The 18,046-nt window shown below is 55.6% G+C and carries 13 protein-coding genes; 9 read left to right on the forward strand and 4 right to left on the reverse strand.

Going from position 1 to position 18,046, the window contains the following annotated elements; all coding sequences use genetic code 11:
- Positions 1–12 precede the first annotated feature (12 nt).
- The 6 genes from rapA (at position 13) to ACN0RL_RS08340 (ending at position 9,062) form a co-directional block, all read left to right on the forward strand.
- Positions 13–2,913 (forward strand): RNA polymerase-associated protein RapA, encoded by a 2,901-nt coding sequence (gene rapA / locus ACN0RL_RS08315; protein WP_417515609.1) that lies wholly within the window; start codon positions 13–15, stop codon positions 2,911–2,913.
- Between the two features lie 128 nt (positions 2,914–3,041).
- On the forward strand, positions 3,042–5,489 hold the full coding sequence (locus ACN0RL_RS08320; RefSeq protein ID WP_417515843.1) for an acyl-CoA dehydrogenase: 2,448 nt from the start codon (positions 3,042–3,044) through the stop codon (positions 5,487–5,489).
- Positions 5,490–5,507: 18 nt separating this feature from the next.
- Positions 5,508–5,888 carry a fluoride efflux transporter CrcB gene (crcB, locus tag ACN0RL_RS08325; RefSeq protein ID WP_417515611.1) on the forward strand — a complete coding sequence of 127 codons (381 nt, stop codon included), beginning with the start codon at positions 5,508–5,510 and terminating at the stop codon, positions 5,886–5,888.
- A 236-nt stretch (positions 5,889–6,124) separates the two neighbouring features.
- Entirely contained in the window at positions 6,125–6,331 is a 207-nt protein-coding gene (locus ACN0RL_RS08330) for a cold-shock protein (RefSeq protein WP_071265711.1), read from the forward strand.
- Positions 6,332–6,481: 150 nt separating this feature from the next.
- Positions 6,482–7,057 (forward strand): glutathione S-transferase N-terminal domain-containing protein, encoded by a 576-nt coding sequence (locus ACN0RL_RS08335; RefSeq protein ID WP_417515613.1) that lies wholly within the window; start codon positions 6,482–6,484, stop codon positions 7,055–7,057.
- Between the two features lie 262 nt (positions 7,058–7,319).
- Positions 7,320–9,062, forward strand: coding sequence for an alkaline phosphatase D family protein (locus ACN0RL_RS08340; protein WP_417515615.1), 1,743 nt, complete (start codon positions 7,320–7,322; stop codon positions 9,060–9,062).
- 3 nt (positions 9,063–9,065) lie between these two features.
- Here the strand turns inward: ACN0RL_RS08340 and ACN0RL_RS08345 are convergent, their stop codons facing one another.
- A complete protein-coding gene (locus ACN0RL_RS08345; protein WP_417515617.1) occupies positions 9,066–11,465 on the reverse strand; it encodes a xylulose 5-phosphate 3-epimerase in 2,400 nt (799 codons plus the stop codon).
- A gap of 131 nt (positions 11,466–11,596) precedes the next feature.
- On the opposite strand from ACN0RL_RS08345, the gene ilvD reads away from it, so the two are divergent.
- The 3 genes from ilvD to ACN0RL_RS08360 are packed head-to-tail and all read left to right on the forward strand — an operon-like array spanning position 11,597 to position 14,780.
- Positions 11,597–13,273: a dihydroxy-acid dehydratase gene (ilvD, locus tag ACN0RL_RS08350; RefSeq protein WP_417515619.1), complete on the forward strand. Its 1,677-nt coding sequence runs from the start codon at positions 11,597–11,599 to the stop codon at positions 13,271–13,273.
- 43 nt (positions 13,274–13,316) lie between these two features.
- Positions 13,317–14,255 carry a D-alanyl-D-alanine endopeptidase gene (pbpG, locus tag ACN0RL_RS08355; protein WP_417515621.1) on the forward strand — a complete coding sequence of 313 codons (939 nt, stop codon included), beginning with the start codon at positions 13,317–13,319 and terminating at the stop codon, positions 14,253–14,255.
- Positions 14,256–14,300: 45 nt separating this feature from the next.
- Positions 14,301–14,780: an asparaginase domain-containing protein gene (locus ACN0RL_RS08360; protein ID WP_417515623.1), complete on the forward strand. Its 480-nt coding sequence runs from the start codon at positions 14,301–14,303 to the stop codon at positions 14,778–14,780.
- 5 nt (positions 14,781–14,785) lie between these two features.
- On the opposite strand, the gene rsuA is transcribed toward ACN0RL_RS08360, so the two are convergent.
- The 3 genes from rsuA to ACN0RL_RS08375 all read right to left on the reverse strand — a co-directional run bounded on the left by rsuA (position 14,786) and on the right by ACN0RL_RS08375 (position 17,963).
- The gene (gene rsuA, locus ACN0RL_RS08365; RefSeq protein ID WP_417515625.1) at positions 14,786–15,478 is read right to left on the reverse strand and encodes a 16S rRNA pseudouridine(516) synthase RsuA; all 693 of its coding nucleotides are present in this window, start codon (positions 15,476–15,478) and stop codon (positions 14,786–14,788) included.
- Between the two features lie 4 nt (positions 15,479–15,482).
- Complete coding sequence (locus ACN0RL_RS08370; RefSeq protein ID WP_417515627.1) at positions 15,483–16,511, reverse strand: metal-dependent hydrolase; 1,029 nt, start codon at positions 16,509–16,511, stop codon at positions 15,483–15,485.
- Positions 16,512–16,703: 192 nt separating this feature from the next.
- Positions 16,704–17,963 carry a lytic murein transglycosylase gene (locus tag ACN0RL_RS08375; protein ID WP_417515629.1) on the reverse strand — a complete coding sequence of 420 codons (1,260 nt, stop codon included), beginning with the start codon at positions 17,961–17,963 and terminating at the stop codon, positions 16,704–16,706.
- Positions 17,964–18,046: the final 83 nt, after the last annotated feature.

Below are 18,046 nucleotides of genomic sequence, written 5' to 3' on the forward strand. Positions count from 1 at the left end.
TCGGGAGGCTTTTTGGACGCATCGGAATTTGTTATTGGTCAGCGTTGGGTAAGTCACAGTGATACGGCACTGGGGCTGGGCATTGTCACAGATATTTCTGGTCGTCGGGTGACCCTTGGATTTCCTGCTGCTGACGAAGAGCGCACTTACGCTATTGATAATGCGCCGCTTTCTCGCATTGTGTATCAGATCGGCGAAGAAATTGAGATATTTGATGGCTCAAGATTTCTGGTGCGCGCGGTTGAGGATGTCGGTGGCGTATTGCTGTACCACGCGGATGGCCTTTCGGATGATGGAAGTGCAGCTGAAGACGAGCTGTCTGAAGAGCGAATGGAGCAGATTTCCGAGGTAAAGCTCGCGGGTTCCGTCAATTTTTCAGCCCCCCATCAGCGCCTCTTCGCCGGTCAGTTTGATCGAAACGGCGCGTTTCGTCTGCGGTTTGCGACGCTGCAACACCTGGATCGGTTGCGGGCTTCTCCTGCCCAGGGCCTGATAGGTGCGCGTACACAGCACTTGCAGCATCAGATCTACATTGCGCACGAAGTTGCGAAGCGCCACGCGCCAAGAGTACTCCTGGCGGATGAAGTTGGCCTGGGTAAAACCATTGAAGCGGGCCTCATCCTGCATTACCAGTTGCAGACCGGCCGGGCCCGACGAGCGTTGATTGTGGTGCCTGATTCACTGATTCATCAGTGGCTTGTGGAAATGCTGCGGCGCTTTAATCTGCGTTTTTCCATTGTCGACCAGAGTCGCTACGACGCCCTGGAAGAGAGCGAAGATGATGTCGATGCTCTGGTTAACCACATCTTCGGAGGGGAGTCTTCCGTTAATCCCTTTGAAAGCGAGCAGCTGGTGTTATGCAGCCTCGACTTTCTGGTGAACAGTCAGAAGGCGAGCAAAGACGCCTTGGCCGCAGGTTGGGATCTGATGATCGTGGATGAGGCGCATCACCTGGCCTGGAGCCCTGAAAGTGTCAGCCCTGAATACCAGATAGTGGAGGAGCTTTCGTCTGCCAGTGAAGGTCTGTTGTTGCTGACAGCCACGCCGGAACAGGTTGGTGTAGCCAGCCACTTTGCCCGGCTCCGGCTACTCGACCCCGCACGTTTTCATGATTTGCAGGCGTTTCAGGAAGAAGAACAGCAGTACGAAGCGATTAACAGCGTAGTGCGGCGCTTGCAGGACGAAAGTTCGGACATCGATGAAGCGGATCGCAAGGATCTGGAAACCTGGCTGGGCGACGAGCTGGCGCAGCTGCTGAAAGGTGATTCTCCGCGACAGGCAATCATCGATGCATTGCTTGATCGCCATGGCACGGGGCGGGTTCTGTTCCGTAACACCCGGGCTGCGATACAGGGCTTTCCTGAACGCCGTGTTAATGCCGTTCCACTGGAGTGCCCTGCCATGTATCAGGGCCAGCAATTCGGTTATACAGGATTGGCTCCGGAGCAGCTTGTTCCCGAAAGTCAGTGGCTGGCGGATGACCCGAGAGTCGCCTGGCTGGAGAAAAAGTTGGCGGGACTGCGCCCGGCCAAGGTCGTGGTCATCTGTGCCATGGCTGAAACGGCGATGGCGCTTGAGCATTACCTGCAGCTGCGTGCCGGCATTCGCAGTGCTGCGTTCCATGAACATCTGAGTCTCGTGGAGCGTGACCGCGCTGCGGCGTATTTTGCTGACGATGAGCAGGGTGCCCAGGCACTGATCTGCTCCGAGATTGGCAGTGAGGGCCGGAACTTCCAGTTTGCTCATCATCTGGTGCTGTTTGATTTGCCCGCAAACCCGGACTTGCTTGAGCAGCGCATCGGGCGGCTTGACCGTATTGGCCAGACTGAAACAATTGATATTCATGTTCCTTATCTGCAGAACACGTCGCAGGAGGTTCAGTATCGCTGGTTCCATGAAGGCCTGAATGCGTTTTCTGAAAGCTGCGCAGTCGGCGTAGCGGTACAGGAAAAAGTCAGTGAGGCGTGGAAGCTTGCAGTGGAAGGTGAGTATTCGCTCCTTGATGGCCTTGTTGAAACCTCGGCTGCTGAAACCGACCGCCTGAAAACGTTGCTGCAGAACGGCCGGGATGCACTGATTGAGCTCAATTCCTGTCGTCGCGATATAGCCGATGCGTTGATTGCCGGTATTGAGCAGGAAGAAGGCTCCGTGCAGGTGCGCGATTACATGATGGAAGCTTTCGACATACTCGGGGTGGAGGTTGAGGATCACTCTGACTACGCAGACATCCTGCGTCCTGGAGAGCAATATCAGGCCGGTCATGTCGCTGAGCTGCCGGAAGACGGAATAACCGTCACCTGGGACCGGCAGCACGCACTGGAGCGCGAAGACATTGCGTTCATGAGCTGGGAACATCCGATGGTAACCGGTGTGATGGACTCGGTAACCAGCTCCGGGCTGGGTAAGGCGGCTCTGGCCAGCTTGTCGGTCAAGGCCTTGCCACCGGGCACTCTGCTTATGGAGGCCTTGTTCACCGTGCATTGCCCGGCACCTGAAGCCCTGCATCTGACGCGTTATCTGCCGGTCTCGCCTTTGCGCTTGCTGGTAGACGTGAACGGAAAAGAACTTTCCGCAGCGCTGCCCCATGATCGTTTGAACGATCTTTGTTCAAACATCCGTCGGCGCACAGCCCAGGCGGTTGTGCCGCAGATCCGGCCCCAGGTCGAAACCATGGTGGATCATGTGGAGCGCCTGTCTGCGCCGCATCTGGAGCCGATGAAGCAAAAAGCACTCGAGCAGCTGGCGGCAAACTTTGAGCCGGAAATTCGCAGGCTGGAAGCCCTGAAAAAAGTAAATCCGGCGATTCGTGAAGATGAAATTGATTACTTCCGGAACCAGCTGGATGCCGCCCGCGACGCAATCGGTCGCGCCAGTCTGGCACTGGAAGGTATCCGGGTTATTGTCACAGCCTGAATAAGAGCGTTCTGTGCAGCGCTTAGCCGTTGGACACGGTTGCGCTCGCTGGCCAGTAATCATCTGATGAGATACCGTAAACGTAAGTATTTGTAATCTTAAACCATGGATGACAGAGAGAACTTATGATGACATTTATCCTGTTTCTGGTGGCGCTGACAGCCTTGCTGGTTGTTATGCGACGTGAATCCGGTGCCAAGCCGGCTATTGGTGTGATGGTCGTGGTTGGCCTGCTGTCGATGATCTTTGCATCCGGGTGGCTGGCCCTGATTCTTTTTATCGGCGCTGCCGTTACGGCTGCGACCGGACTGCCGGGACTGCGCCAGAACTGGCTCACGCCACGTGTTTTTGCCATGTTCAAGAAGGTCGCACCCAAGGTTTCCGATACCGAGAAGGTAGCACTTGAAGCCGGTACTGTAGGCTGGGACGGCGAACTGTTTACCGGTCAGCCAGACTGGCACAACCTTTTGATCAACCGTCATACTGGTTTGAGCGAAGAAGAGCAGGCCTTTGTGGATAACCAGTGCGTTCAGGCCATATCCATGTGTGATGCCTGGGATATTGCTGTCGAGCGTGCCGATCTGCCGAAAGAGCTTTGGGACTTTCTCAAGAAAGAGAAGTTCTTCGGGATGATTATCCCTGAAGAGTACGGCGGGCTGGGCTTTTCCGCCAAGGCTCAGACTGCGGTACTGCAGAAAATTGCCGCCAATGAAATGCTCATGGTGTCCGTGGGCGTACCCAACTCCCTCGGGCCTGGCGAGCTGTTACTCAAGTACGGTACGGATGAACAGAAGAATCATTATTTGCCACGTCTGGCCGACGGCCGCGAAATACCCTGCTTTGGCCTGACCGGCCCACGCGCGGGCTCGGATGCTACCTCACTGCCGGATGCCGGCATTGTGTGCAAGCGGGAGATAGACGGTAAAGAAGTTGTTGGCATAAGGCTGGATTTCGAAAAGCGCTGGATTACGCTTGCGCCTATTGCAACTGTGGTTGGCCTGGCATTCCGCATGTTTGACCCGGATGGCCTGCTCGGTGATACCGAAGATTATGGTATTACCTGTGCGCTCATACCCCGCGACACCAAAGGTATGGAAATCGGCCGCCGTCATTGTCCCATCGGGAGCCCCTTCCTGAACGGCCCGATTATTGGCAAGGATGTCTTTATACCGCTGGATTACATCATCGGCGGTCTGGAAATGGCGGGTCAGGGCTGGCGTATGCTGGTTGAGTGTCTCTCTGTTGGCCGTTGTATCACGCTACCCTCCGGTGCGGCGGGTTCAGCAGCTTATGCCGTTGGCACCGCCGGTGGTTTCACCCGTATCCGTCGCCAGTTCAATACGCCCGTGGCAGACATGGAGGGTGTGCAGGAACCTTTGGCGCGCATCGCGGCCAAAACTTACATCGCCCAATCTGCGGTTAACCACACCGCAAACATGATCGATAAAGGCGAAAAACCAGCTGTTCCGTCAGCTATCCTCAAATATCACCTGACCGAAATGCAGCGTGAGATCCTCACCGATGCCATGGATGTCCACGGCGGTAAAACGGTAACCCTTGGCCCGCGTAACTATCTGGGTATTGGCTACAGCGGTTCTGCCGTATCCATTACGGTAGAGGGTGCGAACATCATGACCCGCAGCCTGATGATATTCGGCCAGGGTGCCATCCGTTGCCATCCATACGTACTCAAAGAGCTGGCCGCGAAGGATAACGACGACATTCATGCGTTTGACGAAGCCTTCTTTGGCCATGCCGGTCTGATTTTCGGTAATGCCGCACGTGCGTTCACACAGGGGCTTGGTCTCGGTCGCGCAGACGTGCCGTTTGACAGCGCCAGCCGCAAGTATGCCCAGGCCGTTGCACGTTTCAGTGCGGCTTTTGGCTTGTGTTCGGATGCCGCCATGACGACGCTTGGCAGCGAGTTGAAGATGCGTGAGCTGATATCCGCTCGCCTCGGCGATATGCTGTCCAACCTGTATCTGGCGTCGATGGTTCTCAAGAACTGGCACGAAACCCAGCCGGTGGAAGGTGAAAAAGAAGTGATGCAGTACAGCCTTGGCTTGTTACTGCACCGCACGGAAGAGGCTCTGGATGCCTTTCTCCAGAACCTGCCGAACCGCGCTGTAGCGCTTGTTTTGAGAGCTGTCACTCTGCCCATGGGCCGAAGCTGGGGCAATCCTCATGATGATCAGGCCCGCAAACTTGCCAGGTTTATTTCGACGGACACGCCTATTCGCCACAAGCTGCTTGCGAGTACCTGGACGACTGAAGGCGAAGGTTCGGTGAACAATCCGGTAGCCTCGTATAACGGGCTGTTGAAGGACTACGACAAGGCAGAACAGCTCTACCGGAAAGCGACCAAAGCTTATGCGAAAGGTGAGCTGCCCATGACGGCCTTGCACCCGGAAGAGCGCTTTGAGGCGGCACTGGAAGCAGGTATCTACACCAGCGAAGAAGCAGAGTTCATGCGCGGTTATGAGGCCGTGGTGCTGGAAATGCTCACTGTGGACGATTTCCCGTTCGATGAGTTTGCCCGTAACAAGGAAACCGTGATTGACCATAACCCCGCGTAACCGGAAAAGCCGCTGAACATGTGGTTGTCGCTCCTTGCTGTCAGCACCGGCGCCGTGGTCGGTGCCAATCTGCGCTGGTTGCTGGGGTTGTGGTTGAACACCAGTTATCACGTGGTTCCTGTTGGAACCCTCGTAGCCAACCTCGGTGGAGGTTGGCTGGTTGGGTTGCTGATTGGCTACTTCAGTCATGGCAGTGCGTTGGCACCTGAGTGGCGGCTGTTTGCCATTACCGGTCTGTGCGGTGCGCTGACGACCTTTTCCACGTTTTCCCTGGAGATGTTTGCAGCCATTCAGGACGGTAAATGGGCAATGGCGATAACGGGCATTCTTGTGCATGTTGTTGGGTCCATTCTCATGACAGCATTGGGTATTTACACCTTTAGTCTGATGAAAGGCTGATGAGTACCACTACCTACAGGATTTATTCTAAATCTACTTGGCAAGCCCGTTATTCAGGAGTAGAGTTGGTTGTGAAGGAAAGATTCAGCAAAGCATTTCATGAATAAGACGTACTCCGCAGTTAGTAGTGACCGTCCTGTTTTTGATTCCGCGAGTTCTGTATTTCCGTAAAACGCTGACCGGCCACATTCAGTGAATGGCAGCAGATAATATGATTGATTTCAGGAAGTTTAAGTATGTCTACTACTACCGGTACTGTTAAGTTCTTCAACGAAGCAAAAGGCTTTGGCTTTATCACTCGTGAAGGCGGCCCGGACGTTTTTGTTCATTACAGCGCTATTCAGGGCAGCGGTTTCAAGACTCTGGCAGAAGGCCAGCAAGTTGAGTTCACCGTTACCCAGGGCCAGAAAGGTCCTCAGGCGGAGAACGTTACTCCTCTCTAATCCCGTTCGGATAGAGTAGTAACCGCCAAAAAGGCAGCTTCGGCTGCCTTTTTTCGTTGTGAAAGTCCGGTTATTTTCTGCGCCGGGGCTTTGATGTGGTACATTTCAGCCGGACACCGAGTATTACTGGGTTACATAACCGGAGAGCTTATGAAGCTGATTGGATCAATTACCTCGCCCTACGTTCGGCGTATCCGCATTCTTCTGGACGAAGAGCGTTACGACTTCGTTAACCTGGATATCTACGGCGCAGACCGGGACGAAATACGGCGCAATAATCCGGCGCTGAAAATACCGGTGCTTGAAAGTGATGGTCAGGAAATTTATGACTCACGAATTATCTCCCGTTATATCAGTGCCAAGCAGGGTCGGGATCCTCTTACCTGGGATCAGCAGAACCAGCTCACGTTGATAGACGGCGCTAATGATTCAGCCGTCATCCTGTTGCTGGCAAAACGCTCTGGACTGGATGTAGATGCCCCGGGCGTGTTGTTTTTCGATTTGCAGCGTGAGCGTATTATGACCACCATGCGCACCCTGGCCGCCCAGGTGGAAGACGGGCAGTTCGAGCAGTGGAACTATCCGGCAATGTGTCTTTATTGCCTGGTGGACTGGCTCGATTTTCGCGACCTGGTGGATTTCACCGGTATTGAAAGCCTTCTGGCGTTCCGCGACAGCCGGAAAACAAATCCATGGGTTGCTGAAACAGACCCGCGCCAGTCGTAAGCGTGATGCATCAGAAGGTACCCGGCTTTCCGGGTACCTTGATACGTTATAATTGCCAGTCATCCTTTCCTGCTTGCTTTCCCTCTCTGCATTCCCCCTTGCCTGGCAGATTATTTGTCGCAATTTGACATCGTGTTGTCGCAATTTGGCAGTGCGTTATTAACCCGGGCAGACTAATTTCTATGCAGGCGCTGTAAAGGCGCATGCCGTTGTGTTTCGGGCAACCGTTGCCCGGTACCGGGAACTCACAGGGAAAATAAAAATGAAAAAACTGACGAGACGGGATTTCCTGAAAGCGTCCGCTATGGGTATGGGTGCAGTGGTTGTCTCGACGGGCCTGGCTGGCTGCATATTGGATAGTGATGACAAGCGCTCCACCGTGTTTACCCATGGTGTTGCCAGTGGTGATCCATTGGCGGACGGGGTGGTTCTGTGGACACGGGTAGTGCCAGATAAAGATCTGGAAAAAGCCGTGAGCGTCGCATGGGAAGTAGCGACCGACAGGGGGTTTGAAAACCTGATCCATTCGGGTATCGCTGAGGCCCGAAAGGCTCATGATTTTACGGTGAAAATAGATGTTCGTCGTCTTTCCCCGGGCCAGACTTATTACTATCGGTTCCATACTTCCGACAGTGAGTCTTCTGTCGGCACCACCCTGACCCTGCCTGAAGGAAGCGTAGATTCAGTTCGGCTGGCTGTTGTTTCCTGTGCAAATTACCCGGCTGGGTATTTCAACGTCTATCGGGAAATCAGCAAGCGTGATGATCTGGATGCAGTTGTCCATCTGGGTGACTATATTTACGAATACAGCAGTGAGGCTGGCAGTTACGCCGCTGCAGATGCGGCTGCGCTGGGTCGCACATTCCCGGCAGAAAACAATCTTGAACTGATCAGGCTTGAAGATTATCGGCGTCGCTACGGTATATACCGGGGAGATAGTGATCTTCAAACCCTGCACGGCAAGGTGCCGTTTATCGTGGTTTGGGATGATCATGAGGTAGCCAACGATGCCTGGGAAGACGGCGCCGATAACCACAACGCCGGTGAAGGAGATTACGGTACCCGTAAGCTTGAGGCGTTGCAGGCTTATTTTGAATGGATGCCGATCCGTCCGGTGATCGAAGGTAACGATGAAGCCATTTTCCGCACTTTCCAGTTTGGTGATCTGGTCGCCCTGCATATGCTGGACACCCGCCATATGGGCCGGGATGAGCAACTGGACTATCTGGACTATTTCACGGCCAACGGGCTTGATCAGGCGCGGTTTATAGCGGATGTGGGAAGCACAAACCGTACTTTGCTAGGAGCAGAGCAGCTGCTCTGGCTACAGGCCTCAATGGGGTATTCCACAGCGACCTGGCAAGTACTGGGGCAGCAGATACTGATGGGGCGAATGAATCTGCCGGCAGAGTTGCTTGTCAAGATTGCAACAGAGGATTTTGATGGATTACCTCAACAACTGGGGGAGCTCGCACTGCTCAAGGGTCGGAAACTAATGAGCGATCCCACGCTCACAGACGCTGAGTTGGCGCGAATTGAGACTGTTGCTCCCTATAATCTTGATGCTTGGGACGGCTATCAGTATGAACGCGAAGTGGTGTTGGGTACGGCAAAGCAGTTGAACAAAAATCTTGTGGTTCTGGCCGGAGATACGCACAACGCCTGGGCCAATAACCTCAAGGATCTTGGTGGTGATCAGATTGGCGTGGAATTCGCGACATCGTCTGTATCTTCGCCAGGGCTGGAAGATTACCTGGAACTGCCTGAAGATCTGATTACTGGCGCCGAGCAGGGTATCGGCATACTGGTGGATGATCTGGATTATCTCAACATCAACCAGCGCGGTTATATGATAGTGACATTCACAATCGAGGCAGCCCGAGCCGACTGGTACTTTGTGGACACCATCAAATCCCGTGACTACGCCATAGATACAACACGCAGTGCAAGCCGCATGGTTCGGCCCGGCGCGGGCAACCGGCGCGTAGAGCCGATTGCTGGCTAGTCGTCAGGACAGGCCGCGCGTGATCAGTACCGGGTCACCGCGGCCTTCTACTGCGGCCAGTTCTGCACTGGACAACCACTCACCGGGCGGCTTGTTCAGAACGCTGGCGCAGGCCGCCAGGGTGTGGCCCCAGGAACAGCGGTTGGCAAACAACATGCCGGCTTCGTTCAGTGTGCCGCCCCGGTTTATATAGCCCAGCACTCTGCTGTGGCCCGGATCCGGGAATAACGGGTGAAGGTGACCGCGGAATACTTCGGGGCGCATGTGGGTCAGTGCCACTCTTCGATGCAACCGATTCGGGAACAGGCGTTCCCGCTCAATCTCCGACATGCAGCTTTCTGCCTCCAGGGTGTCCCTTGGCTCGCGGAAGCGCCCCGGCTCTTGCACATAGACGAGGCGAAACGAAGTGCCGGTCTCGCGCAGGCGATCGCAGGCGCGGATGGCTTCTGATAGCTGATAGGCGCCATTGGCGATCATCAGTATAGGCTCGCCTCCCGATGTGTCCTCATCCACAACCAGAGCGCCGTGCCGGGCAAGAGTTTCTGCTTCACGGGCATCAAAAACAAAGGGCCGCTCCCGTTTCGGAATTACCATGCAGCTGATTTTACCTCGTCCGTTAAAGACCGAAGGAAGAACCGCGAGCGTGCTGTTGTAATCCGCAGGAAAGATAACCCGTGACACATCACCCATTTCTCCCAGCAGGCTTTCGCAGAAAGTGGTGTCCTGATGGGACTGCTCGTTCTTGCCATTCTCCCAGGTATGGGATGTGGCAATAACCGGCAGGCCAAGCCAGCGAGCAGGGCGGTCAACGGCTTTCTGGTGCCGGGCAAAAATCAGTTCCTGCCGGATGGCGCCGAGCATTTTTACACAGAAGGCTTCGTAGCTTGCAACCAGGTTGATTCCGGCTTTGTTCGCGAGGCAGGCAGAAACAACGGCTTCCTCATTCAGTACGGTAATGATCTTGCCGTGCACAGACTCTGAGGAATTCTCGGGGTCGTTTACCCGATGCTTCAGGTCCTCCAGAACGCCAGTCAGGCGATTGCTTGCAAGTTCATCAGGGTTGCCCACTCGTGCACGGAGATCAGGGTTTTGCTTAACCAGTGCCCGGAAAAAACTGTCCACCGCGAGCATCGGAGAAACCTGATCGTGGCGCGACGCTATGGTGGGCATAACAAGATCTGGCGGGTTGCGTTTTGCCAGGGGATGATCCCGTTCCAGAGGTCGGCCCTGGTGTTTGTGCTCTTTGAGGCGAAGCACACTGTCTGCCAATTCGTCCGGGGCTACCCAGAGCCGCGCTGCGTGCTCCCTGAACAGCTCCCGGGCACGCACATCCATACGCGGGTTGCCCGGCAATGGCAGGTTGTGAGCGGGGTTGAGGCCTGCGCCGTAGAAACCAAAACCTTTGATAGTTTCCGCGATGCCGTAGGGGATGCGAACCGGGTAATCCAGTTTACCCTCGAGCGCTTGCCCGGCCCGATATTGCAGTGACTGTTCCATCTCCGATAGGGCGCACACAAACGCGGCCGGATCCCGCCCATCAAACCGGAACGGATCAAAGCCCCGTGCTGCCAGATGCGCCTCGAACCGCTCGAGCCCTTCGCGGGTGCCCAGCTCGGTGCGTTGATCAATACGGCGACCGTTGGCGATCATCACGGGCGTTACCAGTCCGCAGTCTTTTGCCCGCCACCAGCGAGGAATCCAGTCACTGCCCCTTTGCTCTTCGGCAGCGCCGTCGGAAAGAAAAGCCACCAGCGACTCGCCTGGCAATGGCATGTGTGCATATTGGAGCTCTGCAAAGCCGAGATAGCCGCCTTCAATAATGCCGCCTGCGGTATAGGGATTAACGTGGCTTCCCAGTGGCGCTGCCATGGTGCCATCCGGTTTTTGCTGGTAGCTGTAAAAATCGGCTACCATCCGTGATAGCCCACCTGTTCCTGTATAACGTTCATGCTGTTCCGGGAGCAGGTTGCCGGTCAGCACGTTCAGTGCATCGATAGCCGCTACACAATGCCCCTGGCCCATCAGCCAGCTACGGGTCTCTCCGGTCAGGTTGTTGAGTGCCAGATAAGCCGCGTAAGCCGGTATCATGTTCAATGTCCCGCCGGTATGGCCTTCAGGATTGCTTTTGAAATCCCGTGCCGACAGCGGAGCGCCGGAGCTGTCAACACGATTTGCATAGGTCATGTGCACAACCAGCCACATGCCGGCACTGGTCAGCCGGTCCAGATCTGCAAGCTTGCGATAGACGGTTGCGGTATCAGGTTGAAGGCCGGCAGCAACAAGACGTGATGCAAGAACCTGTACATGATCGCATGTAGTTTCGGTATGCTGGATTACGCCATACCCCCGACGCCACAATTCATACTCGGGGCAAGCCGCTGATGGCGAAATGGGTGATGACATAGTGTGCCTCCACGGCTTGATTGTTTCGAACGAGTCTAAGACACACGAACATCATTCCTTTTGATACAGGTCAGTCAGGCCGACTTCTGACAACAACTGTGGTTTTGAACGCTTTTGATAAGGAGAGACCGATGACTGATGACAAACGCCGCCGCTATTCCTCCCCTGTAGTAGACGGCATTGGTAAGTCCGCCAGCCGGGCCATGCTGCGGGCTGTTGGCTTCACCGACGATGACTTCCGCAAACCTCAGATTGGCATTGCTTCAACCTGGAGCAACCTGACGCCCTGCAATATGCACATCCATGAGCTGGCAGAGGCGTCTTCTGCCGGTGCCGATGCAGCAGGTGGCAAGTCCCTGATCTTTAATACCATCACCGTTTCCGATGGCATTGCCAATGGCACCCTGGGTATGAAGTACTCTCTGGTTTCACGGGAGGTTATCGCGGATTCCATAGAAACCGTGGCAGGCTGCGAGGGATTTGACGGGCTGGTTGCTATCGGCGGCTGTGACAAGAACATGCCCGGTTGCCTGATTGGCCTGGCCCGGCTGAACCGGCCGTCGGTGTTTGTGTATGGCGGCACTATCATGCCCGGTAAAAACCACACAGACATTGTTTCTGTGTTCGAGGCAGTGGGCGCCCATGCCCGTGGAGACCTTGATCTGATTGAAGTAAAACAGATCGAGGAAACCGCCATACCCGGCCCGGGTTCCTGTGGTGGTATGTACACTGCCAATACCATGGCGTCTGCAATTGAGGCCATGGGGATGAGTCTGCCGGGTAGCTCAGCTCAGAATGCGGTATCCGATACCAAGACTGACGATTGCCGGGCCGCCGGTGCGGCAGTTCTGAACCTTCTGGACAAGGACATCAAACCCTCGGATATCATGACCCGGGAGGCCTTCGAAAATGCCATTACGGTTGTGATCGCTCTGGGTGGCTCAACCAATGCGGTTCTGCACCTTCTGGCAATGGCCAGTACGGTTGATATTGAGCTGAGCCTGGAGGACTTTGTAGATATCGGGAAGCGCGTACCTGTGCTGGCGGATCTGCGCCCGAGCGGGCATTACATGATGTCGGAGCTGGTGGCGATAGGTGGCATTCAGCCCCTGATGAAAATGCTGCTGGAGCGGGGGTTGTTGCACGGGGACTGCCTTACGGTAACCGGGCAAACGCTGGCAGAAAATCTGAAGGCTGTTGCACCTTACCCTGAGGCTCAGGACATCATCCGCGCCTTCGATAACCCGATCAAAGCAGACAGCCATCTGCGCATCCTCTATGGCAACCTTGCTCCAGAGGGCTCGGTGGCCAAGATTACGGGCAAGGAAGGCACTCACTTTTCCGGTCGAGCGAGAGTATTCCACTCGGAAGAAGAGGCCCAGGCCCGAATCATGGATGGTACTGTCGTTGCCGGAGATGTGCTGGTTATTCGCTACGAGGGGCCCAAAGGTGGGCCGGGTATGCGGGAGATGCTGACCCCGACGTCAGCGATTATGGGTAAAGGGCTTGGTAATGATGTGGCACTGATTACTGACGGCCGCTTTTCCGGCGGCAGCCACGGATTTGTGGTTGGCCACATTACTCCCGAAGCGGCAAGCGGTGGCCCCATTGCGCTGGTTGAGGATGGCGATACAATTACCATTGATGCGGTAGCCAACAGCATTGAGCTGGACATATCAGCGCAGGAGCTGGAACGTCGGCGTGCAGCCTGGGTGGCACCCCAACCACGCTTTACCCGGGGAGTGCTGGCAAAATACGCCCGCACCGTAAGCTCCGCATCCACTGGTGCAGTTACCGATCTACCCTGATGCCGTCAAACTGGCTGAACAGAGTTCAAGATGAGTGTAATAGATGAAAAGAATTAATATGGCGAAGATGTTGCTGTGGCTGGTCTTCAGCCTGCCGGTTCTGGTTCATGCCCAGCAGAATAGCGCCGGCAAAGCCGATATCCAGGGCCCGAATCTGGCATCGGTTAACGCGGCCGTGGCCGTGGTCGGTTCCAATGACCTGGTTTTTGGCAAAAACGCCGAGCGCTCTGTGCCTATTGCTTCTATTACAAAAGTAATGACAGCACTGGTGGTGCTCGAGTCCGGAGCACCGTTGAATGAATGGCTGGTCTTCCAGAAGCGCCATACGCCAGCTGCGGCCAATGCCTACACCCGTATCCGGATTGGCTCGCAGATGCGTCGTGCCGATGTGTTGCGCATTGCTCTTATGTCGTCAGAGAACTTTGCGGCCTATACGCTTGCCCGAAGTCACCCGGGCGGCTTCGATAAGTTTGTTGAGGCCATGAATGCCAAAGCTGAAGCCCTTGGCATGACGGGCACCCGGTTTGTAGACCCGACCGGGCTCTCGGCGGAGAATCTTTCAACTGCCGGCGATCTGGTCAAGCTTGTAAATGCGGCTGCTGGCTATCCGGAGATTCAGGAGTTCTCCACAACCAATTATTTTCGTGGCCAGTTCCGTAAGCCTCGATACAGTTTGTCGTTTGGCAATACCAATGCGCTGGTACACCGTGAAAGCTGGGGTGTGGGGTTGAGTAAAACCGGCTATCTGTCGGAGGCCGGGCGCTGTCTGGTGATGGTCTCGAATATGAATGGTAAACAGGTGGTTACGGTTCTTCTGGACTCTCTGGGAACGCGGTCACCCATGGGTGATGCAGGGCGTATAAAGCGCTGGCTGGATACCGGTGCCAGCGGGCAGGTGGCGAAAGCTGCGCGGCAGTACGCGCAGGAGAAGAACGCTGCCTATAACGCCAAGGTTCGCGGCACCACAGCCGCCCTGAACTGATACGCAAGAACGAACGCACGGTAAGCCGAGCACGACAGGAACCCTATGATCCGGATTTTTACCACTGGCGGCACCATCGACAAGGTGTATTTCGACGCCAACAGCGAGTTTGAAATCGGTGAGTCTCTGGTGCCGGAACTTCTGGCGGAATCCAATATCCACAAGGGTTACCATCTGCAGGGCTTGTTACGCAAAGACAGCCTGGAGATGACCGATGAGGATCGTAGGCTGGTTCTCGATGCCGTTGCGGGCTGTGGCGCCGATCGCATTCTGATTACGCACGGTACAGATACTATGGCTGAAACCGCTCAGGTGCTGTCATCGCTGAGTGACAAAACCATTGTCCTTACGGGTGCGATGCAGCCTGCCCGGATGCGCCGCAGCGATGCGGTTTTTAATATTGGTTTTGCCTGGGCAGCCGTGCAGCTTTTGTCGCCGGGAGTTTATATTGCCATGAACGGGGAAGTGTTCGAGGCAGGAACCGTGCGGAAAAACCTGAAAGCCCAGCGCTTCGAGCGAACCTGAACTTATTATCCGGCCGAGGCGACTTCCTGTTCTGTCAGCTCCCGATAATTGCCGGGCTCCAGGGCCGGGTCCAGAGCAATGCTCCCTATGCTTTGTCGGTGCAGAGCTTCCACATGATTGCCCACCGCAGCCAGCATACGTTTGACCTGGTGGTAACGTCCTTCTGAAATCGTTAACTCGATCAGCTTCTGCTCCAGAACCTTTACCTGCGCGGGTTTTGTCGGCTTGGGATCGTTGTTAAGAATAACGCCGGTTTCCAGAGTTTCGATGGCGGAATCCGAAATAGGGGTGCTCAGACTTACCCGATAGGTTTTTGGACAGTCTACTCGTGGTGAAGTAATCCTGTGAGACCATTTCCCGTCGGTTGTCAGCAACAGTAAGCCTGTGGTGTCGGCATCCAGCCGACCGGCAATGTGAAGCTTGCTGGTCAGCTCTTCTGGCAGAAGGTCCAGTGCTGTGGGGTGGTCGCTGTCGCGGGTTGCGCTGACAACGCCTGCTGGCTTGTTGAGCATCAGATAACGCTCGCCCGGCAGGGTTAGCGGGACACCTTCCAGCGTTACCTGAGCTCCGGCTGGCAAATGTTTACCGGTGTCCTTCCAGATTTCGCCGTCTACCTCGACGTTGCCAGCGTGTATGGTGCGCCTGGCCTCTTTACGTGAAAGTGGTGAGCTCGTGGCAATAAACTGATCAAGACGCATGGTTTTAGCATTCCTCGCCGAGAGCAGGCGTTGCAAGGTTGGCAAGGCACAGTATCGGAATGGCGCCAGTCGTGCGAGCCCAAAGTAGCGGCAGTGCCCCGGTATTCATGGCTGGCCTGGGCGCTCGTTCGCCGTTGCCCAGTGTGAGAGTGCCATTCTGTTCATTGGCCAGAACAAACGTGAAAGGGTGAGCCCCCGGAATGCCCAAACGAACATCGGTTGCGGTGATTTGGCCGTTGGTTTCCCTGTAATCGAGAAAGCCCCGGGTAAACCATTCCAGTCGACGGGTTTCGGGCAATTGCGAGACGGTGCTCGCCAGCTCTGGCTGGCGGGGGAAGTACTCAAGCGTTAAGGGAGCGTCGCCATCCAGAAAGCCGGTAACGATTTCAACCCGTTGCTGGTCAGTGATCGCAGTGGCACGCCAGAGCACTGTGTTGAAGGGCATAGGCTGAACAAGCAGTTCGGCGTTAGCGAAGCCTGCTTTGGCGAGTGCGGGCTGCACACGCTCTATAATGACCTGCTGAGCCACAAACGACCAGCCGAGATACAGGGTGGACAAAGCCAGGCCTGCCGTTACTGCTCGTAAAGCCGGAGGGCGTAGCAGAAAGGCGATGCAGCCGGCCAGCAACGGAAGCGTATACAGCGGGTCGATGATGAAGATGCTGCTGATGGCCAGCGGCCTGCCAATCGGCCAGAACAGCTGTGTGCCGTAGGTGGTAAAGGTATCCAGTAGAGGGTGCGTCAGGAGTATCAACGCAGTGAGTAGCAGCCAGCGTGGGAACCCCGGTTCCGGCTTCCAGCGCCACAGCAAACCGGCGAGCAGCAAAGAAAGCGGTGCCAGCACGAACAGGGAATGGCTGAAGCCCCGGTGCTGGGTGAAATTCGCGACCGCGGTACCGTAATCAATTAGCACATCAAGATCTGGAAGCGTGGCCAGCAATGCGCCGGTGAGCAGAACCGGTCGCCCGAGCGTTTTGCCTGCAAGCGCACCCGCTATTGAGGCACCAAGAGCTGCCTGAGTGATGGAGTCCATGAATTCCGTGAAGGTAGAGAATGATAGTGAGTATTATGCGCGGATTATAGATTCAGATCACGGAGAGTAAGAATTGAGAAACGTCAGATGTAAAAAAACTGCCATTCCGGCCTGGTAAAAGGACGGAGTGGCAGTTTTTTTTACTGCATATACCTTAGGCTGTGAAAATATTCCCGTTAATGCGACAGTCGATCAGGAACCCGACATCTGAAGGCTATCAAGTAACGCTTCTCCTGGAAAGCCATCAGCGATCATCCCGTTATCATGCTGATACTTACGGATCGCAGAGCGGGTGGCTGGCCCGGTGATGCCGTCTGGCTTGCCGGCATCGTATCCACGTTCGTTGAGAGCGGCCTGAAGCTCAAGAACCGTGTCCCTCGACAGCGCCGGAGTGTCTTCCGGTGGCGGGTTCTGGAGTAATCCGGCGCCTGCAATGCGGTCAGCCAGGTGGCCAACGGCGATGGCGTAGAACTCTGAGCGGTTCCAGCCCATGATCACCTTGAAGTTGTGATAGGCAAGAAAGGCGGGCCCTTGGTGGCCGGCCGGGACAATCAGTGCAGCGGTAATATCTTCCCGGGCGAGCGGCTTGCCGAAGGCGTCGGTAATGCCCAGCTCCCGCCATTTACCCAGCTCGAGCCGACGCCCGTCTGCCAGAGAGTAGTCGAAGTTCTCGGGCAGCAGTACTTCCCGGCCCCAACGGTAATCTCCGTCCCAATTCATGGACTGAAGGAACTTGCCGGCGGACATCATGGCGTCGGGCAGGCTGTTCCAGAGATCACGGCGCCCATCACCATCTGCATCGACGGCATGTTTCAGAAATACCGTAGGCATGAATTGCACGTGGCCCATGGCGCCGGCCCAGGACCCTTCCATCTGATCTGCCGGTATAGCGCCTTCATCAATAATACGCAGTGCGGCGATCAACTGTTCGGTGAAAAAAGTGCTGCGACGGGCATCACAGGCCAGGGTTGTCAGGGAATCCGGTACGGACATTTTGCCGAAATAGCTGCCGAAGTTGGTTTCCAGTCCCCAGAAAGATACGAGATAGGGGGCGGGTACGCCGGTTTCTTCTGTAACCCGGGCCAGCAATGCGCTGTGCTCTTGGATCAGTTCGCGGCCTTTGGTCACTCTGGCGTCGTTAACACGACGATTCAGATAATCTGCAAAGGTGGTGGTGAACTCGGGCTGTCTGCGGTCCAGCTCTATCACCCGCTCTATGTGTTGGACTTTTGTCATTACTTCCTGGGCAGTCTGCGCGCTGACGCCCGCCGCGATGGCTTTTTCCTGCAGCTGCAGCTTGCACTCTTCAAAGCCATCGGGCGCCTTCAGGACGGCCTCAGTATTTGTCTCTTCAGCCGAAGCAGGCAGGGCTGAGATGGCCAGAAGGGCAGATACAGAGAGAAGGCACGCCATTTGCCGGTTGGGCAGGATCCTTGCAAGCTTGGTCAGCACGTGAAACCTCGGTCAGGGTAAAAGTGTGGACGATACTCAGCCCATGTTAGCGCGTTTTCAGGCCGGTGAAACACTTTACCGGC

Origin of the sequence: Marinobacter sp. (assembly GCF_048259445.1) — a bacterium.
Classification (GTDB): domain Bacteria; phylum Pseudomonadota; class Gammaproteobacteria; order Pseudomonadales; family Oleiphilaceae; genus Marinobacter.

What these genes read in the sequence shown, in the direction of transcription:
- ACN0RL_RS08320 (WP_417515843.1), top strand. Translation starts at nt 3,042, where the DNA reads ATGACATTTATCCTGTTTCTGGTGGCGCTGACAGCCTTGCTGGTTGTT.
- crcB (WP_417515611.1), top strand. Translation starts at nt 5,508, where the DNA reads ATGTGGTTGTCGCTCCTTGCTGTCAGCACCGGCGCCGTGGTCGGTGCC.
- ACN0RL_RS08330 (WP_071265711.1), top strand. Translation starts at nt 6,125, where the DNA reads ATGTCTACTACTACCGGTACTGTTAAGTTCTTCAACGAAGCAAAAGGC.
- ACN0RL_RS08335 (WP_417515613.1), top strand. Translation starts at nt 6,482, where the DNA reads ATGAAGCTGATTGGATCAATTACCTCGCCCTACGTTCGGCGTATCCGC.
- ACN0RL_RS08340 (WP_417515615.1), top strand. Translation starts at nt 7,320, where the DNA reads ATGAAAAAACTGACGAGACGGGATTTCCTGAAAGCGTCCGCTATGGGT.
- ACN0RL_RS08345 (WP_417515617.1), bottom strand. Translation starts at nt 11,465, where the DNA reads ATGTCATCACCCATTTCGCCATCAGCGGCTTGCCCCGAGTATGAATTG.
- ilvD (WP_417515619.1), top strand. Translation starts at nt 11,597, where the DNA reads ATGACTGATGACAAACGCCGCCGCTATTCCTCCCCTGTAGTAGACGGC.
- pbpG (WP_417515621.1), top strand. Translation starts at nt 13,317, where the DNA reads ATGAAAAGAATTAATATGGCGAAGATGTTGCTGTGGCTGGTCTTCAGC.
- ACN0RL_RS08360 (WP_417515623.1), top strand. Translation starts at nt 14,301, where the DNA reads ATGATCCGGATTTTTACCACTGGCGGCACCATCGACAAGGTGTATTTC.
- rsuA (WP_417515625.1), bottom strand. Translation starts at nt 15,478, where the DNA reads ATGCGTCTTGATCAGTTTATTGCCACGAGCTCACCACTTTCACGTAAA.
- ACN0RL_RS08370 (WP_417515627.1), bottom strand. Translation starts at nt 16,511, where the DNA reads ATGGACTCCATCACTCAGGCAGCTCTTGGTGCCTCAATAGCGGGTGCG.